Source organism: Streptomyces durhamensis, from assembly GCF_000725475.1.
Classification (GTDB): Bacteria; Actinomycetota; Actinomycetes; order Streptomycetales; family Streptomycetaceae; genus Streptomyces; species Streptomyces filipinensis.
The window spans coordinates 182940-201869 of record NZ_JNXR01000003.1; the positions used below are offsets into that span (position 1 = coordinate 182940).

Genomic DNA, 18930 nt, shown 5'->3' on the forward strand with positions numbered 1-18930 from the left:
GGTGGCGCGGGTGCGGTTCGCGGGGTTACCTGGGAGGGAACGGGCCCTCCGGGCGGAAACGGGGGATGACCAGCGCGGAAGCGGGCACTCGGTGAGGCACGTAAGGCGAAGTCACCCGAGGAGAGTCATGGCTGAGCAGAAGTCGTCGTCGGCCCTCACGGCGCCGCTGCGCGGCGCGGCCTCGGTCCTGCGCAGGGTGCCCGGCGCCGGGATGGTGAGCAGGGCCGCCGAGGAGACGTTGGACAAGGTCGGCGCGGTGTCGCCACGGGGCCGGCGCATCGCGGTGTACGCGGGAGCCGGAGTGCTCGGGGCGGCGGGCGTGGTCGAGTGGCCGGTGGCCGTCACGGGCGCGGCCGTGGCCTGGCTCACCCAACCCCGGCCCACGCACCCGGCCGGGAGCGTGAGCGGGGCCGGGCAGGGTCCCGAGCCCGCTCATGATCTCGGCACCGCGGCCCTCAGGTCCGGCCACGGCGCCGGGAAACAGGAGGCCGGCGGAGCGGGGACCGGGGCCGGCGGCACCCGCGCGGCCGTCTGGGACGCGGCCACCGGGGCGCCGGGCGGGTCCGGAGCCACGGCTGCCGAGGCTCCTCCTGGTGAGCGGACGTCCGGCGGCGGCCGGACGCACGGAAGCAGCAGGCCGACCGGCGGCGCCGGGACCACACGCGGTACCGGGGACCCGGGGGTCAAGCCGTCCGCCGGTCCGCTCGGTCCCACGGCGCGGCCCGACCGCACCACGCTCTGAGGAGGGCCAAGGTGGCCGGACTGCTGACGATGCCCTCGGCCGCCGCACGGCTGCTGCCCGCCGCACCACGACTGCTGGCGCGGGCGGCCGCGCCGGTGGTCGGGGCGGCCGCCGGAGCCGCCGCGGGAACGGCCCGCGCCGGAGTGCGCGGCGCGGACGCCGCCGTACGGGTGGCCCGGGTCGCCCGCAACGCCGTACCCGGCACCGACGACCACTGGCGGGCCGGCCCCCGTGCCCATCTGGCCCTGCGCCCCGCGGAGCAGGAGCACGCACGGCAGGCGGGCGACAGGGCCCACCCGGCGCGCCGGGTGGCCGAGGCGCTGGCCGAGCGGCCCGACGTGCTCGTCGCCTACTGGGACCAGGGGCTGGCGCGCCTGGTGGTGACGGCGACCGGCGAAGAGGCCGCCGACGAGATCCTGGAACACGCCGCCGAGCTGGCCGAGCGGCACGGACTGCTGCTGTCCGCCGACGACGTGGAGGAGACCACACATCCCGCCGACCCGGCCGGGGTGCGCGCCGCCGTGGCCACGCTCGCCGCCGACGCGGTGGGCATCGGCGCCGCGCTCACCGCCTACTCGCTGCGGCTGCCGGCGTCCCCCCGCCTGATGACCGCGGTGGTGACGCTGCTGCGGGAGAACCCCCGCTTTCGCACCTGGCTGCGCACCCGGCTGGGCGACGCACGCATGGATCTCGTGCTGGCCGGCGCGAACGCCGCTGTGCACGGCGCCGGGCAGACCCCCACCTCACTCGTGCTCGACGGCGTCCTGCGGGCCTGCCAGGTGGCCGAGACGGTGGCCCGCGCAGCCGCCTTCGACACGGTGCACGACCAGCTGTGCGCGCCCGGCCGCGTCAGCCTCCCGGCCGACGGCGCTGCTCGTCCGCCGCTGCGCGAGTCCCCCGCCCAGGAGTACGCCGCCCACGCCTCCGCGGGCAGCGTGCTGGGCGCGGCGGCCACCCTCCTGGTCAAGCACGACGGCAGCGAGGCGGCGGAGGCGGTCCTCGCCGGTTCGCCGAAGGCCGCCCGTTACGGCCCCGCCGCCTTCCACGCCGTCCTGAGCGCCGCGCTCGCCCGCACCGGCGTACTGGTGCGCGCCCCGGAGCGGCTGCGCCAGCTGGAGATGGCCGGGACGGTCGTACTGCACCCGAGCGTGCTGCGCACCGACGACGGTGAGGCCGACCCGTGGGCCGAACCGGTCCTGGACGCGGCCCGCCGGGCAGGGCTGCGGGTGGTCCTCGTGGACGACCCCGCCCTGGAGGACTTCACCGGCCTCGCCGACCAGGTCGTGGACGCGCGCCGGCCGCTGGACGACGTGGTGTACCAGGCGCGCGGCGACGCGGGCGCGGTGCTCGCGGTCGCCCGGATGCGCTCCGCCGACGAGCACGAGGTCCTGGCCGGGCTGCGCGCCGCCGACATCGCCCTCGCCCTGACCGACCGCGACGGCGCGGTGGTGTGGGGCGCGGACATCCTGGCCCTGCACGGGCTGCCCGACGTGTGGCGGGTACTCACCGCGATACCGGCCGCCCGCATGGTGGGCCGGCACGCCCAGACGCTGGCCCGTTCCGGCGCCGCGCTGTCCGGGCTGCTCGTGGCCGTCGGCGAGTCGGGCGGCGGCCGCGGACGCCTCGCCGCGCTGCCCGGGCTGCGGCACGCCCCCGTCGACGCCGGTGCCGCGTCGGCCCTCATCTCCGGGATCAGGGCCGCGCTCGGAGTGGCGGCGGCCCGCCCCCCGCACCCGCGTCCGCGCGTGCACTGGCACGAGCTGGACCCCGAGCAGGCCCGGGAGCGGCTGGAGCACGAACCGGCCGTGGAGAGCACCGCGTTCGAAGGGCTGACCGCCCCCGCGCGCAAGGCCTTCGCCAAGGCCGCCCGGCACCCGATCGCCGTGCCCGTGCGCTGGTCCTACCGGCTCGGCGGCGCCGTACGCGGCGAACTCCACGACCCGCTCACCCCGGTCCTCGCCGTCGGGTCGGCGGCGTCCGCGATCCTCGGCTCGGTCGTGGACGCCCTGCTCGTCGTCGGCGCCCTCGACCTGAACGCCCTGGTCGGCGGCATCCAGCGGCTGCGGGCCGAACGGGCGCTGTCCGGACTGGTCGCCGAGCAGCAGCAGAAGGCGCGCCTCGTGCCGCCGGAGGCGGAGGCACCGGCCGGCGGCACGCGCACCGTGGACGCGGGCAAGCTGCACCCGGGGGACGTGATCCAGCTGAAGGCGGACGACGTGGTGCCCGCCGATGCCCGGCTGCTGTGGCAGGACGGTCTGGAGGTCGACGAGTCGGCGCTGACCGGAGAGTCGCTGCCGGTGGAGAAGCAGACGGACCCGACCCCGCACGCCCCGGTCGCCGACCGGCGCTGCATGGTCTTCGAGGGCACGACCGTGGTGGCGGGCCAGGCCCGGGCCGTCGTGGTCGACATCGGTGAGCGCACGGAGGCCGCCCGCGCCGTGCACCTGGCCGCCCGCGTGCCGCCGGCCGGCGGCGTCCAGGCCCGGCTGCAGGAACTCACCCGCAAGGCCCTGCCGTTGACCCTGGCGGGCGGCGCCGCGGTCACCGGACTGGCACTGGTGCGCGGCACCCGCATCCGGGAGGCGGTCAGCGGTGGCGTGGCGGTGGCCGTTGCCGCCGTACCGGAGGGGCTGCCGCTGGTGGCCACGGTCGCGCAGCTGGCCGCGGCCCGGCGGCTGAGCCGCGGCGGCGTCCTCGTCCGCACCCCGCGCACCCTGGAGGCGCTGGGGCGCATGGACACCATCTGCTTCGACAAGACGGGCACGCTGACCGAGAACCGGCTGCGGCTGGTGCGTACCTGTGATGCCGAGGGCACGGTCCGCGCGGTGGACGACACCGGGTCCGCCGGTATCGTCCGGGCCGCCGCACACGCCTGCCCGCGGCTCAACGGCGGCGGCGACCGTCCGGTGCACGCCACCGACGAGGCCGTGCTGGCCGCGGCCGGTGAAGACCCGGACTGGACACAGCTCGCGGGCCTGCCCTTCGAGGCCGCGCGCGGGTACGCCGCCGCCGTCGGCCGCAGCGGGGACGGCCCTCCCGTGCTGGTGGTCAAAGGCGCCCCGGAGACCGTCCTGCCCGCCTGCGCCGGTCATCAGGAGCACGCCTCGGAGGGTGCCCAGGCGCTGGCGGCGGACGGCCTGCGGGTGCTGGCGGTGGCCGAACGCCGCCTCGGCGCGCACGAAGAGGAGGCCGACGTCCTCGAACAGCCGCTGCGCGAGCTGGAGTTCACCGGTCTGCTGGCCCTGTCCGACGTCCCGCGCGAGACGTCCACGGCGCTGGTGGAAGGGCTGAACGAGGCGGGGGTACGACCGGTCATGCTCACCGGCGACCATCCGCAGACCGCCCGGGCCATCGCCGCCGATCTGGGCTGGCCCGAGGACACCGTCGTGGTCACCGGTGACGAGCTGGCCGCGGCGGACCGGGCGGCCAGGGCCCGGATCCTGCGGGACGCGGGCGTGGTGGCCCGGGTGGCGCCCGAGCAGAAGCTCCAGGTCGTAGAGTCGCTGCGGGACGCCGGCCGGGTCGTCGGCATGGTGGGCGACGGGGCCAACGACGCCGCGGCCATCCGGGCCGCCGACATCGGCGTCGGCATCAGCGCGCGCGGCTCGGCCGCGGCACGCAACGCCGCCGACATCGTCCTCACCGACGAGGACCTGACGGTCCTGATCGACGCGGTCGGCGAGGGCCGGGCGCTGTGGCACAGCGTGGCCGACGCCATCGCGATCCTGATCGGCGGCAACGGGGGCGAGGTCGGGTTCGGCATCCTCGGCACGCTGCTGTCAGGCCGGGCGCCGCTGTCCACCCGGCAGATGCTCATGGTGAACCTCTTCACCGACCTCTTCCCGTCGATGGCGGTGGCGGTGACCGAGAAGGACGGCGAGCCGGGTCTTCCGCGTGCCCGGCGCGCGGTGCCGGCGGACGAGGAGCCGGGCGGTGTACGCGCCCGCAGCGCATCGCCCGAGGACGCCTCCGCCGTGCTCGGGGCGCCCCTGCTGCGGCAGATCCGGCACCGCGCGCTGACCACCTGTGTGGGCGCGCTGACGGCCTGGCTCATCGGCCGCTTCACGCCGGGCACCGTGCGCCGCTCCGGCACGATGGCGCTGTGCGGGGTGGTCGGCACCCAGCTCGTGCAGACGTGGCTGGACCGGCGCGACAGCCGCCTGGTGCAGATCACCTGCCTGGGCTCCGCCGTGGCGCTGGTCGCGGCGGTGCAGACCCCGGGCGTCAGCCACGCGGTCGGGTGCACCCCGCTCGGCCCGGTCGGCTGGGCCGGCGTGCTGGCGGCGATCGCCCTGGCCCTGGCGGGACAGCGGGTGCTGCCCCGCCTGGAGGAGACGGTGGGCCGGCTGCTGCCGGGCTGAGCGGACCTCAGACCGACCGGTGGTACTGGTCCGGCACGTGGACATCGCCGCCCAGTTCGCGGGCCGCGTGCCGGGCCCAGGAGGGGTTGCGCAGCAGCTCGCGGCCCAGCAGCACGGCGTCGGCCTCGCTGTTGGCCACGATCTTCTCGGCCTGTCCGGCCTCGGTGATCAGCCCCACGGCCGCGACGCGCAGCGGTGTCTCGGCCTTCACCCGGGCGGCGAACGGCACCTGGTACCCGGGGCCGGTCGGAATGGTCACGCCCGAGGCGTTGCCGCCGGTGGAGACGTCGAGCAGGTCGACGCCGTGGGCGTGCAGGTCGTGCGCGAAGCGGACCGTGTCCTCCGTGGTCCAGCCGCCGTCCTGGAGCCAGTCGGTGGCCGAGATGCGGAAGAACACCGGCTTGTCCTCGGGCCAGACCTCCCGTACGGCGTCCACGACCGCGAGGGCGAACCGGGTGCGGTTCTCGTACGAGCCGCCGTACGCGTCGGTGCGGTGGTTGGAGTGCGGGGACAGGAACTCGTTGATCAGGTAGCCGTGGGCGCCGTGGATCTCGGCGATCTCGAAGCCGGCGGCGAGCGCCCGGCGGGCCGCGGCGGCGAACTGGCCCACCACCTCCTCGATCTGGTCCACGGTCAGCTCGGTGGGCACGGGGTGGCGCTCGTCGAAGGGCACCGCGCTCGGGGCCAGCGGCTGCCAGCCGTGCTCCTGAGGTCCCACCGGCGCACCGCCCTTCCAGGGCTGGTCCGTCGACGCCTTGCGGCCACCGTGGGCGAGCTGGATCGCCGGCACCGTGCCCTGTGCGGTGAGGAAGCGGGTGATCCGGCGGAAGGCCTCCACCTGCGTGTCGTTCCACAGGCCGAGGTCGTAGGGGGAGATCCGGCCCTCCGGCGAGACCGCGGTGGCCTCCACGATCACCAGGCCGGTGCCGCCCGTGGCACGCGCCGCGTAGTGCGCGAAGTGCCAGTCGTGCGGGGCGCCCGCGAGCGGACCCTCCGGCTCGGCCGAGTACTGGCACATCGGGGGCATCCACACCCGGTTGGGGATGGTCACTTCACGCAGCGTGATGGGCTCGAAGAGCGCGTTCACGACGGACTCCATTCGTCACGGGACCGCTGACGCCTCGTACGATAGACCTCGTACTACGATGAGTGTCAAACTACGATGGTTCTCGTACCATGGTGGTAGCCGAGGAGTTCCGCGACGAAGGGCAGCCGCCGTGACCGACACCGCCACCACCGGCCGCGCGCTGCCGCACCCGGAGCGCGAGGAGGTCCGGCTGGAGTCCGTGCTGCACGCGCTCTCCGACCCGATGCGGCTGCGGATCGTACGCGAACTCGCCGCAGGCGAGGCCGAGTTGAGCTGCTCGCACTTCGATCTGCCGGTGACCAAGTCCACCACCACGCACCACTTCCGGGTGCTGCGCGAGAGCGGGGTGATCCGGCAGGTCTACCGGGGCACGGCCAAGATGAACGGCCTGCGCCGGGACGATCTGGACGGACTCTTCCCGGGGCTCCTCGACAGTCTCCTGGCCGCCGCCGACCGGCAGGCCGGCCGACTCGGCGAGCGCATCTGAACCCGCCATCGCCGAGCGGTGGTGGAAAGCAGGTCCAGCACGATCGCGGACGGACAGCACGCGCTGATCCCGCTGTTCATGACCGTCCGGAACCAGTCCGGAACCTTCTCGTGGACCGTCGGTACCCCACCGGCGGCAAGCGGTCATGCCCCCGGCGGCCCGGCCGCGGCGCTACGCCGACCGGGCCGCCGTGAGCAGCGCGTCCCAGTCGGCCAGCTTGACCACGCTGCGCCCCAGTCGCGCGCCCAGCGCGGCCTCGGCCCGCTCGATCGCCTGCCATCCCGCCCAGGGCACGGGCTCGGCACCGGCCGCGCGCAGCGCCGGCACCGGATCCTCCGGCAGCTGCCTGGCGAGCAGCGCGGGAGCGTCCGCGAGCAGGGTCGTCACCGTCTCCTTGGCGCAGGGCCGGTTGGTGCCGATGACACCCGTCGGGCCGCGCTTGATCCATCCCGCCACGTACTCGCCCGGGCAGGGGACACCGTCGCGTACGATCCGCCCCGCCGTGTTCGGCACCGTGCCGCTCGCCGCGTCGAACGGCAGCCCGTCCAGCGGCACCCCGCGATAGCCCACCGAGCGCAGCACCAGCTGGGCGGGCACGTCCTCGAACCGGCCGGTGCCCGTCACCCCGCCGTACCCGTCCGGCGCCGTCCGTTCGAAGCGCACGGCGCCCACCCGGCCGCCGTCCGCGAGCAGCTCCACGGGGCGCAGGAAGAAGCGCAGGCCGATGCGGCGGGCGGTGCCGGCCGGGGGCCGGGCGGCCCAGCCGCGCAGCACCTCCAGATTGCGCCGCTGTACGGCGGGCAGCGCCGTGGGGTCGGCCGGATCCCGCGCCAGGTCGGCCGGGTCGACGGTGACATCGGTACCGGGCAGCGCGCCCAGCTCGCGCAGCTCCTTGGTGGTGAAGCGGGCCTGTGCGGGTCCGCGCCGGCCCACCATGTGCACCTCGGCGATGCCGCTCGTCGCCAGCGCGTCCAGCGCGGCCTGCGGGATGTCCGTCGAGCGCAGCTCCGCGGCACCGCGGACCAGCATCCGTGTCACGTCCACCGCCACATTGCCCACGCCGATGACCACGGCCGACCGCACTCCGCGCAGGAAACCCGCGTCGGCCGCGTCCGGATGCGCGCTGTACCAGGCCACGAAGTCGGTCGCGGACCAGCTGCCCGGCAACTCCTCGCCCGGGATCCCGAGCCGGCGGTCGGTGGCGGCGCCCACGCAGTACACGACCGCGTGATAGGGCTCCCGCAGCCGTTCCACCGGCAGCCCGCCGGGTCCGCCCACCCGGACCCCGCCGAGGAAGCGCACCCGCTCGTGCTCCAGCACCGCTCTGAGGCTGCCCTGCAGGGACTTGATCTTCTCGTGGTCCGGAGCGACCCCGTAACGGACCAGGCCGTAGGGGCACGGCAGCCGGTCCAGGACGTCCACGCACACTCCCGGGTCCCGCTGGACCAGGGTCTGCGCGGTGTAACACCCGCTCGGCCCCGAACCGACGACGGCGACACGCAGCACAGCGGTACTCCTTGCCCGAAGGAGGGTGTGCGGACGGTTCCAGCATGGCATCCCCCGGCCCGCAGCGGCAGGGGCCGGCGGGGTGACGCCGACGCGTGTCCGTTCGTATGGAGTGCGATCATGCGGTTACGTTGCGTGTGTGCTAGAAGCATCCTTTCTTGATCTTTCTGATCGGAACGCGGAGGACGGCGCGGTCTCCGTGTGGCCCGCGTGGAAGGTGCGGGAGCACGGCGGCACCACCTCCTGGTACCAGGTCCAGCTGGCCTTCCCCGACGGCGCCCGCGTCGACGCCCTGGCCGTCCTGCGCGAGGGACGCGTCTCCATCGAGGACGTCAGCGCCCAACCGGCCCTGTCCCTGGCCGACCTGACGGTGCTCGCGGACTGGATCGAGGGCCCCCTGTTCGCATCGTGCGGGGTGCCGGCGGAGCGGTCGTACGGGGGTGACGCCGGCCGGCGGCCGAAGGAGCGTCAGGAACCGGAAGACCGCCCCACGGCCTACCCGCCGGAGGCCGCTGACGAGGTGCGGGGGTGCGAGCCGGGAGCCGCCGGCGCGGGCGCCGAGCCGGGAGCCGTCGGCACGCGGTGCGAGCCGGTGGCCGCCGGCGCGGAGTGCGCACCCGAAGCCGACAGCGCGGAGTGCGCACCGGAGACCGACGGCGCGGTGTGCGCACCGGAGACCGACGGCGCGGTGTGCGCACCGGAGACCGACGGCGCGGTGTGCGCACCGGAAACCGAGGGCAAGTCGGAGAACGCGCTGGGCGACGCGGCGCCGCGCCGCGCCCGGCCGGTCTGGCCGCGGGGCAACGCGGGCCGGCGGCTGGTCGCGCAGGAGTACCGCGCCGCCCAGCGGCAGGGCTCCGATCCGGTGCTCGCCGTGATGAGCGCGACCGGACACAGCCGTCGCCGCTCCCTCAGGCTGATCGCCCAGGCGCGGGACGCGGGCTATCTGACGCCCCGCCATGTGCGCCGCCACTGAGACGCGTTGCCGCCGTCTCAGGGGCGGCTCGGGCGCTCCTCCGTGGCGAAGAACCGGGACAGGTCCTGCTCCCGCGTCTCCTCGTCCGCCACGCTGTCCGGCGGTACCCCCGAGTCCCAGTCGAGGCCGTACCGCTGGAACAGTTCGGCCCGCAGCGCCGGCACGGGCATCGGCACCCCCGGGACCAGCACCGCGTACACCGCGCCCATCAACAGGGCCCGCAGCATCGGATAGTCGGCGGCGACGTCCTCGGAGCCGTACCGGGCGACGGTGTCGCTGAGCAGCTCCGACAGCCGGCGCTGCTCGGGGCACTGCACGAACCCCTCCGCCTGCAGCAGTCCCGCCATGTGCTGGCGCATCAGCACGGGCCGGTCGCGGGCCAGTCCCAGGATCGCGTCGATCGCCCGGGCGAGCCGTTCCCGGCCGTCCTCGGTGCGCGGCTCCCGCTCCAGTGCCTCCTCCAGCGTGCGGTGCATGAGCCGGTGCACGGCGGACTGCACCAACTGGCGCTTGCCGGGGAAGTAGTACGACACCAGTCCGCGCGCCGAACCGGCCCGGTCCGCGATGTCGCCCAGCGTGGTGGCCTCGAAACCACGCTCGTCGACCAGTTCCACGGCGGCCTGCAACAGCCGCTCCCGGGAACGTCGCCGCAACTCTTCATTGACCGAGGCGCTGCGCGGGGACATCCTGTAACTCCTGCGTTGACTGGCTGCCAGCCAACTATACTCATCGCAGTGGGCACCGCCATGCGCGGGCCCTGCCCAGGGCTGCCGTCCGCCTGGGGCGACGCGGGGGATCGTCCCAGGCGGCCCGGCAACGAGTCGGCCGCTTCCTCCCCGGGCCTCAGCCCACCAGGTCCAGCACCGGGAGCAGCGCACCCGGCCGGTCCGTCACGGGCAGGTGGTCGACGAAGTGCACGCGGCAGCCGAGCGCTGCCGCGCCGCCGTCCGCCTCCCTGCTGTCGCCGACCATCAGCACCTGTCGCGGATCGGCACCCAGTGCCGCGCAGGCGACCGAGAACAGCCGCGGGTCCGGCTTCTGCACGCCGTGCTCGTACGACAGCACATAGGCGTCCACATACGGGTCGAGCCCGTGCGCGCGGAACACCGGGCGCAGATCCCAGCCGACGTTGCTGATCACGCCGACGCCGATCCCGCGTTCGCGCAGTGAGCGCAGCACCTCGGCGGCGTCCGGGTACGGGACCCAGGCCGCCGGGGTCATGTGCCGTGCGTAGAGCGCGTCGTGCAGCCCGGGGTCGGGCAGCGTCACCCGCCGGGACAGGCCCGTGTAGGCGGCCCGGTGCAGCTCCGCGCTCTCGTCCCGCACCGCCCAGACCCCGGCCAGTTCCTCCGGAAGCTCCGCCGGGTTCGCGCCGCCCGCGAGGGCCCCGGCCTCCTCCAAGGCCCGTGCAGCGTCCAGCAGTTCGGGCTCGGGCAGGGTGTGCCCCGTCCCGGCCAGCACCGCGCGCAGCCACGACTCGGTGGACTCGACGCGGAACAGCGTCCCGGAGAAATCGAACAACACGCCAGTCATACGCCCGACCCTATCGAGGCCCGCCGGCAGATGCGCCGGGACGCCTTCGTCGCGGCCACTCGTGCACCACCACGGCGAGTGCCACCAGCAACGCCCCGAACAGCCAGCCGCCGAGCACGTCCGACGGCCAGTGGACGCCCAGCCACACCCGGGTGACGCCCACGCCCACCACCGAGACCACGGCCGCCGCCAGGGCCGTACGCCGGCGGACGCGGCCCGCGCCGAAGCGGTGCGGCAGCCACAGCAGCAGTCCGCAGACCACGGTGGCCGTCATGGCGTGACCGGAGGGGAAGGCCGCGTAGTGGGCGGAGTCGACGGGATCCGGCCAGACCGGGCGCGGCCGGCCGACGGCGTCCTTGACCGTCTGCTGCACGATCGCCGCCAGGGCCACGGTGGCCGCCAGCCACAGCGCCGTCCACCAGGCGGCGTACCGCCACACCAGCCACACCGCGGCGGCCGCGCACACCAGGCGCATCGTCAGCGGGTCCCAGACCCAGTCCGTCAGCACCCGGAAGACCTGCGTGGCAGCACGGTCGCGGACCGCCCAGCGGTGTGTCGTACGGGACATGTCGCCGTCCGCGGTGAGCAGCGGGTGCCAGTGGACGGCGACCAGGATCGTCAGCAGCCCGCAGCACACACCGAGGGCGGCGGCGAGGAGGACGGCGGTGCGCAGGCGCCGTGGGCGGGGCCGGGGTGGGGCGGGGCCGTGAGGCATGCCGCGATCTTTGCCGATCGGGCGCCTCGGGGCCACCAGCCGCCCGGCGCGGCGGAGCGTGCCGGCGGGCTCAGCCGAGGGCCCGCAGGCCGGGCACCAGGGCCACCAGCACCGGGATCACCGGCACCAGCGCCGCGACCGCCGTCAGGCGCAGCCGGCGCAGTGCGGGGAGCCGGTCCGGGGGAGTGAGCAGCCGGTGCACACGCTGCGGCACATGGGCCTGCGGGGTGGGGCAGGGCCCGAACACGCCCCGCTCCTCGTTGAGTTCGACCAGCGCCAGCGCGGTCGTCAGCCGGCCGAAGCGCCGGGAGGCCATGTCGTCGGCGGCGAGCTCGACCAGCCGGTGCATCTCGTCGCGGAACGCGGCGAACACCGGCACCTGCGGGAATCCGGCCGCCAGCGCCGCCGAACAGTGCAGCAGCCAGTCGTGGCGGGCCTGCGCATGGCCCTGCTCATGGGCGAGCAGGGCGTCCAGTTGACGCCCCTTCAGACGCCGCAGCGCGGCCGTCGTGATGACCAGCCGGGGTGCCGTACCGGGCAGCCACCAGGCGTCGGGCCGCTCGCCCTCCAGCACCACCAGCCGGCCGCTCGCCGGCTCCTCGCCCGGCAACAGCGGGGCCCGTACGAAGAGTTCGGCCCGGCGTGCGCGCCGGGGGGCGCGGGCCAGCACGACCTCGCGCACCAGCATCGCGAGGCTCCAGCAGCCGCCCGCGGCGAGCAGGACGGCGGTGGCCGCCGCCCACGGGCCTGCCGTGCCCAGGGCGTAGGCGTCCACGACGGCACGCGGCGCCCGGCCGAACACCTGCCCGCGCACCGCCTGCCAGGCCGCCGACGCGCTGAGCGTCATCGACAGCAGACAGCACAGCAGGACGGCCGCCACGACGCACTGCCACACCCAGAGGGCGACGACCGGTTCACGGTCCGGCCAGTCGGCCCGGGCGAGCAGCCGCGGGGCGACGGCGGCGGTCAGGGCGCCGAGCAGCAGCAGGGCCACGGGGACCATCATGGGCAGCACCCTATGAGCGCGAGACCGCTCACGGGTACGGTCCGCGGCGTCGAAGTGACGCAGACAACGCACGCCCTGCCCCCTCGCTCACATCCCCAGGAGCGCCGTACCCGCCCGCGGGGCCCGCTCACATGGCGAGCAGCATGGTGACCATCCCGATCCCCATGGACAGCCGGCAGGCTCGTGCCAGCTCCGGCCGGTCCCCCCAGCGGGCCGGGCCGCCGCCGGCCCCGGCCACCGCGACGGCGGCCGGCACCAGGCGGGCGCCGGCGAGCAGCACGTACGCCGTGAAGTACGCGAGCAGCGCGCCGGTCAGCAACGGCACCCCGGTGCCGCCGTGTGCGCGGTGCGCGCCGGGCGGAGCCAGGGCCATCACCACCGACATGTAGACCATCGCCGCCGCTCCCACGAGGTGGTGCAGATGACGGGGGGCGGCGCGCGCGGCCCACAGCGCGCGCACCGCGGCCGCGCCGAACACGGCTGCGTACAGCGGCCACGCCCACCGCGGCGGGGTGAACACCGCCGCCGGTACGGCCATCACGGCCATGCCGAAGCCCATGAGCGCCTCGCCCCCCGCGGACCGGCGCTGCTCCTCGACACCGCTGCGCATCCGCAGCAGGCAGTAGACGCCGGTCGCGGCGCACAGCGCGACCAGCAGCCACGCTGCCGACACCGGTCCGTGCACGCGCACCTCCCCGCTCGACGGTCGGTCGAGGGATGCGATGCCCACGCCATGCGGAGCGCACGCGAGCGCAAGGGTGTACACGGGGAGCACTCGGCGGAGCACGAGAAATTTCACGAGTAAAACACATGTTAAATTGATGGCATGAGCAGTGCGACCCCCCACCGACTTCCCCTCGCCGGAGTGCTCCGCCTCGGGCGGCCGTCCGACATCTGGTTCAAGCCCGCGCTGAGCGTGGTCGCCGCGGTCGCCCCGCCCAACCTGATCCTGCTGGCCCTCGGCCGCCTCGACCTCGCGATGTACACGATGGCCGGATCGCTGTGCGCGCTCTACGGCCACAACCGGCCCTACGCCGCCCGCGCCCGCGTTCTCGCGTGGGTCGTGCTCGGCATGACCGGCGGCCTGGCCGTCGCCCTGCTCACCGCGTCGCTCACCGCCGATCCCGTCGTGCTGGTCACCGTCGGCGCCGTGATGGCGGCCGTCCAGAAGACGGCGTGCGACGCCACCCGCCTCGGACCGCCCGCCCACGTGGTGCTGACCTTCATCAGCTCCGCCTCGCTGTTCGCGCCACAGACCCTCGCCCAGGTGCCCGCCCACCTCGGGCTGGCCCTGACGGCCGGCGTCTGGGCCTGGCTGGTCGGCATGGCGCCCGGACTGCTCCGCCCGCACGGCCCCGAGCGCCGCGCCACCGCCCAGGCCCTGAACGCCGCCGCCGGATACGCCGACACGCGCGGCACCGGCGACGGTCACGCCCGCGCCCGCGCCTCGGCCGCCGCCGCGGTCCACGCCGCCTGGCAGTCGCTGCTCGCCGCGGGCGCCCGGCCCGACCGCACCCGGCGCGCCCTGGAACGGCTCCTCGTCCGCGCCGAGGTCGCCCTCTGCGCCCCCGCCGACACCGATCCCGCACGGCTGCGCGCATGGGCCCGCGCGCTGCGCGGCACCGGCCGGATCCCGCGCGTCGTCGCCACGGCCGAGGCCGCCGGCGAACTCCTCGGCGTGGACGCCGAAGTCGCCCTGCCCCGAAGGCCGTTGCGGCACCGCCTGGCCCCCCTCGCCCCGTTCGCCGTGCGCACCGCGACCGGCTGCGCCCTGGCCGGCTACGCCTCCCTCGCGCTCGGGGTCGGCCGTCCCTACTGGGCGCTGGTCACCGCGGCCTCCCTCTACCAGGCCAACGTCACACTCACCTGGAGCCGCGGCATCCAGCGTGTGGTCGGCAACCTCGCCGGCGTGCTCCTCTTCGCCGCGCTTGCCCCGCTCGCCCATCTCCACCCGGCCGTCCTGGTGCTGTGCACCCTGGCCCTCAACTTCGGCGCGGAGGCGCTGATCGGCCGCAACTACTGGCTGGGCACCGTCTGCGTCACCCCGATGGCCCTGCTCGTCACCGAGTTCGCCCGCGCCCAGGACCCGGCCGAGCTGATCACCGAGCGCGTCGCGGACACCCTCGTCGGCGCGCTGGTCGGCTTCGTCGCGGCCGTCGCCGTCACCAACCGGCGCGCGGGCGACCGGCTCGAACACGCGTCGACCACCGCGGAACGCGCCCGCGAGAACGCCGCCCGGCTGCTGGCCGAGCCGCACCCGGCACCCGGCGCCCTGGAGTCCGCCCGCCGCACCCTCGCCGCGGCGCTCGTCGATCTGCGCGCCACGGCCGACGCCGCGTCCGGCGAGTGGTGGCAGCGCGCCCTGCCCGAGGAGCGGGTCGTACTCGCCGAGCGGTCCGGACACCGTACGCTCGCGGCGACGGTACGACGCCAGGGGCTCGTACCGTGGAACCAGGACCACTCAGGCCCCGGGCCGGCATCAGGACGACGGCAGGGACCGGGACCAGGGCAGGACGACGGAGGACATACGGCCATGACGGCGACGAACGGCGCACGGACGCCGGCGCAGGACACGGCCGGCACGGACACCGCCGGCGGCACGGACACCGCCCCCGGCGCGGGCACCCGCACCGCCGGCCGTCATGACACCGTCGCCACCGTGGTCCGGCAGTGGCAGACCGTCCACCCCGAGCTGGACACCGGGCCCATGGAGGTCATCGGCCGGATCAACCGCTGTGCCGCGCTGCTCCAGCAGGCGGAGGACGCGCCGCTGCGCCGGGCCGAGCTCAGCCGTCCCGAGTTCGACCTGCTGGGGGCGCTGCGCCGCACCGGGCACGAGCTGACCCCGGGGGAGCTGGCCCGGGAGACCTTCTCCTCCGGGGCCGCCGTCACCAAGCGGGTCAAGCAGCTGACCGAGCGCGGTCTGGTCGAGCGGCGCGGCGACACCCGCGACCGCCGCGTCGCCCACCTCCGTCTCACCGACGCCGGCCGCGACCTGGTCGACGGCATCCTCCCGGACCAACTCGCCTACGAGACCGCCGTGCTGTCGGTGCTGACCCCCGACGGTCAGGGAGAACTCGCCGGCCTGCTCGCCGAGTTGCTCAGCCGCCTGGAAGGCCACATGGGCGCGCTGCGCGCCTAGGAGCGCGCGCCTACAGCACGTCGTGCGCCGTGCGGCGGTGGGTGGACCGGCGGTCCTCGATGTCCGGCCAGCGGTCGCCGTACACGTTGCGCGTGACGGGCGGCTCGCGCAGGAAGTCGTGCGGGAAGCCCAGCGGGACCGCGCTCACCTCGTCCAGCCGCTTCACCGCTTCCTCGTCCAGCCGTACCCCGGTGCTCGCGAGGTTGTCCGCGAGCTGCTCCGGCCTGGTGGCGGAGATGATCGGTACGACGTTCCCGGGCCGGCCCAGCAGCCAGGCCAGGGCCACCTGTGCCGGGCTCCAGCCGCCCTGCTCGGCGACGTCCAGGACCACCCCGATGACATCCTCCTCCCACGCCTTGGGCCGCTCTCCCAGCACGTCCAGCCGGCCCCGCTCCCCGCGCCGGTACTTCCCCGTGAGCCTGCCCGCCGCCAGCGGTGCCCAGGCGAACACGGCGAGATCGAACGCCCGGGCCTGCGGGAGCAGTTCCCGCTCCGGGGTGCGCTCCAGCAGGCTGTACCGCAGCTGCGAGCCGGCGAAGCTCGTCCAACCCCTCAGTTCGGCCAGGGTGTTGGCCTGGGCGATCTCCCAGGCCGGCCAGTCCGACACACCCACGTAGAGCACCTTGCCGGCCCGCACGACGTCGTCCAGGGCACGCATCACCTCCTCCACCGGCGTGAAGTTGTCCCGGGCGTGCACCCACAGCACGTCGAGCCGGTCGGTGCGCAGCCGCCGCAGGCTCTCCTCGACCGACTGCACCAGGTTCTTGCGGTGGTTGCCCGCGGCGTTGGGGTCGCCGTCGCGGGTGCCGCAGGTGTACTTGCTCGCCAGCACGAACCGGTCGCGGCGCCCGGACAGCAGTTCGCCGAGGATCCGCTCGGAACTGCCCGAGGTGTAGTTGTTCGCGGTGTCGAGGACGTTGCCGCCCGCGTCGGCGTAGGAGTCGAGGATCCGGGCGCTGGTCGCCTGGTCGGCGCCCCATTCCACGTCGTCCCCGAAGGTCATCGTGCCGAGCGCCAGCTCGCTGACGCGCAGACCGGTCCGTCCGAACAGTGTGTACCGCACGTGTGCTTCCCTTTCGGCAGGTGGTGTCTGCGACGCTAGGAGCTGGAGTGCTCTCCAAGGCAAGCGCGCCGCTCAGCCCTCCGCACCGGCCCGGTGCACACCGAACGCCGCGCCCTGCGGATCCCGCAGCACCGCGGTGCGCGGGCCGTCCGGCACCGAGACGGGCGCCAGCACGACGGCACCACCCGCCCGCTCCGCGATCCCGGCCGTCGCGTCCACGTCGTCCACCGCGAAGTACGGCAGCCAGTGCGGCGGCACCTCGGGCGGGTACCGGTCGCCCATGTCCGCCATACCGCCGAAGTCCTCGCTGACGGATCCTCCCGGCCGGGGCGGACTGCCGCACCGCACAGAGGCCTCTCCCGGCACGGTAACCCCGGCTTCCCGCCCCGGCTGTCCGGGACGGCCCCGCGGGCGCGGGACAGCACCTGCCGGGGCGGAGCGCGGTGCACAAGGGTTCCGGCTCTGGAGCCCGAGGACACCACGGCACCTTCGCGGCCGGGGAGATCGCCGAGTACCACGGACGTGACCAGGAGGACGCCCGGCTCCGCACGGGCACCGGCCGCCTGGAGTTCCGGCGCAATCAGGACGTCCTGCGCCGGATCCTGCCGCCCGGCCCGGTCCGGATCCTCGACGTGGGCGGCGGCAGCGGCGTGCACGCCGAGCGGGTCGCCGCGGACGGCCATGATGTGGAACTCCTCGACCCGGTACCCGGGCACGTCGCACGGGCGGCGCTGCTGCCGGGCGTGCGGGCCCGCCACGGCGGCGCCCGCGCCCTGGACGTGCCGGACGCGTCCGTGGACGTCGTGCTGCTCCTCGGCCCGCTCTATGACCTGCCCGAGCGCGCGACCGGGTGCGAACCCTCGCCGAGGCACGAGGGGTGGTACGGCCCGAAGGGCTCGTGGTCGCCGCCACGATCAACCGGTTCGCGGGACTGCACGACACCCTCGCCAGGGGCTTGTACTTCGACGCCGGCCGACGCCCGAGCATCGACGCCGCGGCCGGGGACGGGTGGCGGCGGCCCGGCCACGGGCCCAAGGCGATGTTCACCATGGCGTACCTCCACACACCGGAGGGCGTCCCCGTCGAGTGCGCGGACCCCGGCCCGACACCGCACGCGCGGTACGGCCTCGAAGGCGCGGCCTGGCCGATGGGCGACATCGCGTCCCGGCTCGGCGACCCGCAGCGCCGGACGCCGGTCCTGGCGGCGATGCGGCGGACCGAGTCCGTGCCCTCGCTGCTCGGCGTCAGCGGCCACCTGCTCACCGCCGGGACCAGAACGGGGGACGGGGCCGGGCTGCTAGGTCCCCGGCCGGTACCGCAGCGGATGGTCGGCGGGGACCTCCACCAGCGCGATGCGGGTGCCGTCCGGGTCGGCGATCCACATCTCGACCAGGCCCCACGGCTCCTTCACGGGCGGCCGGACGACCGGGACGCCCTTCGCCCGCAGCTCCTCGTGCGCGGCCGTCACGTCGTCCACCTGCAACCAGAGCCGGACCGCGGGCGACGGAGGCGTCTCGGACCTGCCCGAGACCTCCAGGAAGCCGCCGCCGAGGAAGTAGACCGTCCCGCGCTCGGGTCCCGTACCGAACTCGCGGTAGACGGCGAGCCCCAGCTGCCCGCCGTAGAAGGCCCGGGAGCGCTCGGGGTCGGTGGGGGTGAGCAGGGTCCGGCTGCTGAGTACGTGCACCATGCAGGCGCAGCCTAGGGCAGGGTTACCCTCGACCCTGGCTCTGCCACGCCCGAGACCGAAAGGCCGCCCCATGGACACCGCCTCCACCGGACCCATCTTCCGCGACGCCACCGACGCCGACGTCGACGCGCTGGTCACGCTGATCGAGTCGGCCTACCGCGGGGACGCCAGCCGGGCCGGGTGGACCACCGAGGCGGACATCCTGGAGGGACAGCGGACGGACCCGGAGGGCGTGCTGGAGGTCATCAAGTCGCCCGACAGCCGGCTGCTGACGGTGGAGCAGGACGGCCGGATCGTCGCCTGCTGCCAGCTGGAACACCGCGGCGACCACGCCTACTTCGGCATGTTCGCGGTCAGCCCCGGCCTGCAGGGCGCGGGCCTCGGCAGGACGGTCATGACGGAGGCGGAGCGCCGGGTCCGTGAGACCTGGGGCGTCACCGAGATGCACATGACGGTGATCTCCGTGCGGGACGACCTGATCGCCTGGTACGAGCGCCGCGGCTACCGCCGTACGGGAAAGATGAGCCCGTTCCCGTACGGCGACGAGCGCTTCGGCATCCCGCAGCGCGCCGACCTGCAGTTCGAGCTGCTGGTCAAGAAGCTCGCGTGAGGGTTCCGGGTT

At 75.1% G+C, this 18930-nt stretch carries 16 protein-coding genes and 3 pseudogenes; 9 read left to right on the forward strand and 10 right to left on the reverse strand.

The genetic code is table 11. The features are described 5' to 3' along the window. Positions 1-127 precede the first annotated feature (127 nt). Positions 128-742: a hypothetical protein gene (locus IO33_RS46915; protein WP_078963272.1), complete on the forward strand. Its 615-nt coding sequence runs from the start codon at positions 128-130 to the stop codon at positions 740-742. A gap of 29 nt (positions 743-771) precedes the next feature. Then, positions 772-5103, forward strand: coding sequence for a cation-translocating P-type ATPase (locus tag IO33_RS0104500; RefSeq protein ID WP_031160448.1), 4332 nt, complete (start codon positions 772-774; stop codon positions 5101-5103). Between the two features lie 7 nt (positions 5104-5110). Here the strand turns inward: IO33_RS0104500 and IO33_RS0104505 are convergent, their stop codons facing one another. Next, entirely contained in the window at positions 5111-6190 is a 1080-nt protein-coding gene (locus tag IO33_RS0104505; protein WP_031160450.1) for an NADH:flavin oxidoreductase/NADH oxidase, read from the reverse strand. A gap of 130 nt (positions 6191-6320) precedes the next feature. Between IO33_RS0104505 and IO33_RS0104510 the strand changes: the two genes are divergently transcribed. After that, a complete protein-coding gene (locus IO33_RS0104510; RefSeq protein ID WP_031160453.1) occupies positions 6321-6677 on the forward strand; it encodes an ArsR/SmtB family transcription factor in 357 nt (118 codons plus the stop codon). A 171-nt stretch (positions 6678-6848) separates the two neighbouring features. On the opposite strand, the gene IO33_RS0104515 is transcribed toward IO33_RS0104510, so the two are convergent. Beyond that, entirely contained in the window at positions 6849-8183 is a 1335-nt protein-coding gene (locus IO33_RS0104515) for an FAD-dependent oxidoreductase (RefSeq protein ID WP_031160455.1), read from the reverse strand. Positions 8184-8382: 199 nt separating this feature from the next. Here IO33_RS0104515 and IO33_RS53740 point away from each other — a divergent pair. Next, positions 8383-8664 (forward strand): annotated as a pseudogene (locus IO33_RS53740) (DUF6214 family protein); the annotation flags it as partial. 39 nt (positions 8665-8703) lie between these two features. Beyond that, a complete protein-coding gene (locus IO33_RS54015; protein ID WP_425347956.1) occupies positions 8704-9159 on the forward strand; it encodes a DUF6214 family protein in 456 nt (151 codons plus the stop codon). 17 nt (positions 9160-9176) lie between these two features. On the opposite strand, the gene IO33_RS0104525 is transcribed toward IO33_RS54015, so the two are convergent. The 5 genes from IO33_RS0104525 to IO33_RS0104545 all read right to left on the reverse strand — a co-directional run bounded on the left by IO33_RS0104525 (position 9177) and on the right by IO33_RS0104545 (position 13098). Beyond that, positions 9177-9845, reverse strand: coding sequence for a TetR/AcrR family transcriptional regulator (locus IO33_RS0104525; RefSeq protein ID WP_031160459.1), 669 nt, complete (start codon positions 9843-9845; stop codon positions 9177-9179). Between the two features lie 157 nt (positions 9846-10002). Next, on the reverse strand, positions 10003-10692 hold the full coding sequence (locus IO33_RS0104530; protein WP_031160462.1) for an HAD family hydrolase: 690 nt from the start codon (positions 10690-10692) through the stop codon (positions 10003-10005). 10 nt (positions 10693-10702) lie between these two features. Further along, positions 10703-11407, reverse strand: coding sequence for a phosphatase PAP2 family protein (locus IO33_RS0104535; RefSeq protein WP_031160465.1), 705 nt, complete (start codon positions 11405-11407; stop codon positions 10703-10705). A 70-nt stretch (positions 11408-11477) separates the two neighbouring features. After that, a complete protein-coding gene (locus IO33_RS0104540; protein WP_031160467.1) occupies positions 11478-12413 on the reverse strand; it encodes a M56 family metallopeptidase in 936 nt (311 codons plus the stop codon). A 127-nt stretch (positions 12414-12540) separates the two neighbouring features. After that, positions 12541-13098 carry a DUF5134 domain-containing protein gene (locus IO33_RS0104545; protein ID WP_031160469.1) on the reverse strand — a complete coding sequence of 186 codons (558 nt, stop codon included), beginning with the start codon at positions 13096-13098 and terminating at the stop codon, positions 12541-12543. A 141-nt stretch (positions 13099-13239) separates the two neighbouring features. On the opposite strand from IO33_RS0104545, the pseudogene IO33_RS54020 reads away from it, so the two are divergent. Beyond that, positions 13240-14856: pseudogene (locus tag IO33_RS54020) on the forward strand (FUSC family protein); the annotation flags it as partial. Between the two features lie 90 nt (positions 14857-14946). Next, positions 14947-15555, forward strand: a complete 609-nt coding sequence (locus IO33_RS53755) for a MarR family transcriptional regulator (RefSeq protein ID WP_037684888.1) — start codon at positions 14947-14949, stop codon at positions 15553-15555. A gap of 10 nt (positions 15556-15565) precedes the next feature. On the opposite strand, the gene IO33_RS0104555 is transcribed toward IO33_RS53755, so the two are convergent. Continuing rightward, positions 15566-16618 carry an aldo/keto reductase gene (locus IO33_RS0104555; RefSeq protein WP_031160474.1) on the reverse strand — a complete coding sequence of 351 codons (1053 nt, stop codon included), beginning with the start codon at positions 16616-16618 and terminating at the stop codon, positions 15566-15568. A 72-nt stretch (positions 16619-16690) separates the two neighbouring features. Further along, positions 16691-16921, reverse strand: a pseudogene (locus IO33_RS0104560) (VOC family protein); the annotation flags it as partial. Positions 16922-17268: 347 nt separating this feature from the next. Here IO33_RS0104560 and IO33_RS46920 point away from each other — a divergent pair. Continuing rightward, positions 17269-17919: a class I SAM-dependent methyltransferase gene (locus IO33_RS46920; protein ID WP_342448262.1), complete on the forward strand. Its 651-nt coding sequence runs from the start codon at positions 17269-17271 to the stop codon at positions 17917-17919. Here the strand turns inward: IO33_RS46920 and IO33_RS0104565 are convergent. Continuing rightward, entirely contained in the window at positions 17916-18308 is a 393-nt protein-coding gene (locus tag IO33_RS0104565) for a VOC family protein (RefSeq protein ID WP_031160478.1), read from the reverse strand. The genes IO33_RS46920 and IO33_RS0104565 overlap by 4 nt on opposite strands. Before the next feature lie 70 nt (positions 18309-18378). Between IO33_RS0104565 and IO33_RS0104570 the strand changes: the two genes are divergently transcribed. After that, positions 18379-18918: a GNAT family N-acetyltransferase gene (locus IO33_RS0104570; protein ID WP_031160481.1), complete on the forward strand. Its 540-nt coding sequence runs from the start codon at positions 18379-18381 to the stop codon at positions 18916-18918. Positions 18919-18930: the final 12 nt, after the last annotated feature.

What these genes read in the sequence shown, in the direction of transcription:
- IO33_RS0104540 (WP_031160467.1), bottom strand. Translation starts at nt 12,413, where the DNA reads ATGATGGTCCCCGTGGCCCTGCTGCTGCTCGGCGCCCTGACCGCCGCC.
- IO33_RS0104565 (WP_031160478.1), bottom strand. Translation starts at nt 18,308, where the DNA reads ATGGTGCACGTACTCAGCAGCCGGACCCTGCTCACCCCCACCGACCCC.
- IO33_RS0104525 (WP_031160459.1), bottom strand. Translation starts at nt 9,845, where the DNA reads ATGTCCCCGCGCAGCGCCTCGGTCAATGAAGAGTTGCGGCGACGTTCC.
- IO33_RS0104500 (WP_031160448.1), top strand. Translation starts at nt 772, where the DNA reads ATGCCCTCGGCCGCCGCACGGCTGCTGCCCGCCGCACCACGACTGCTG.
- IO33_RS0104535 (WP_031160465.1), bottom strand. Translation starts at nt 11,407, where the DNA reads ATGCCTCACGGCCCCGCCCCACCCCGGCCCCGCCCACGGCGCCTGCGC.
- IO33_RS0104570 (WP_031160481.1), top strand. Translation starts at nt 18,379, where the DNA reads ATGGACACCGCCTCCACCGGACCCATCTTCCGCGACGCCACCGACGCC.
- IO33_RS0104530 (WP_031160462.1), bottom strand. Translation starts at nt 10,692, where the DNA reads ATGACTGGCGTGTTGTTCGATTTCTCCGGGACGCTGTTCCGCGTCGAG.
- IO33_RS46915 (WP_078963272.1), top strand. Translation starts at nt 128, where the DNA reads ATGGCTGAGCAGAAGTCGTCGTCGGCCCTCACGGCGCCGCTGCGCGGC.
- IO33_RS53755 (WP_037684888.1), top strand. Translation starts at nt 14,947, where the DNA reads ATGACGGCGACGAACGGCGCACGGACGCCGGCGCAGGACACGGCCGGC.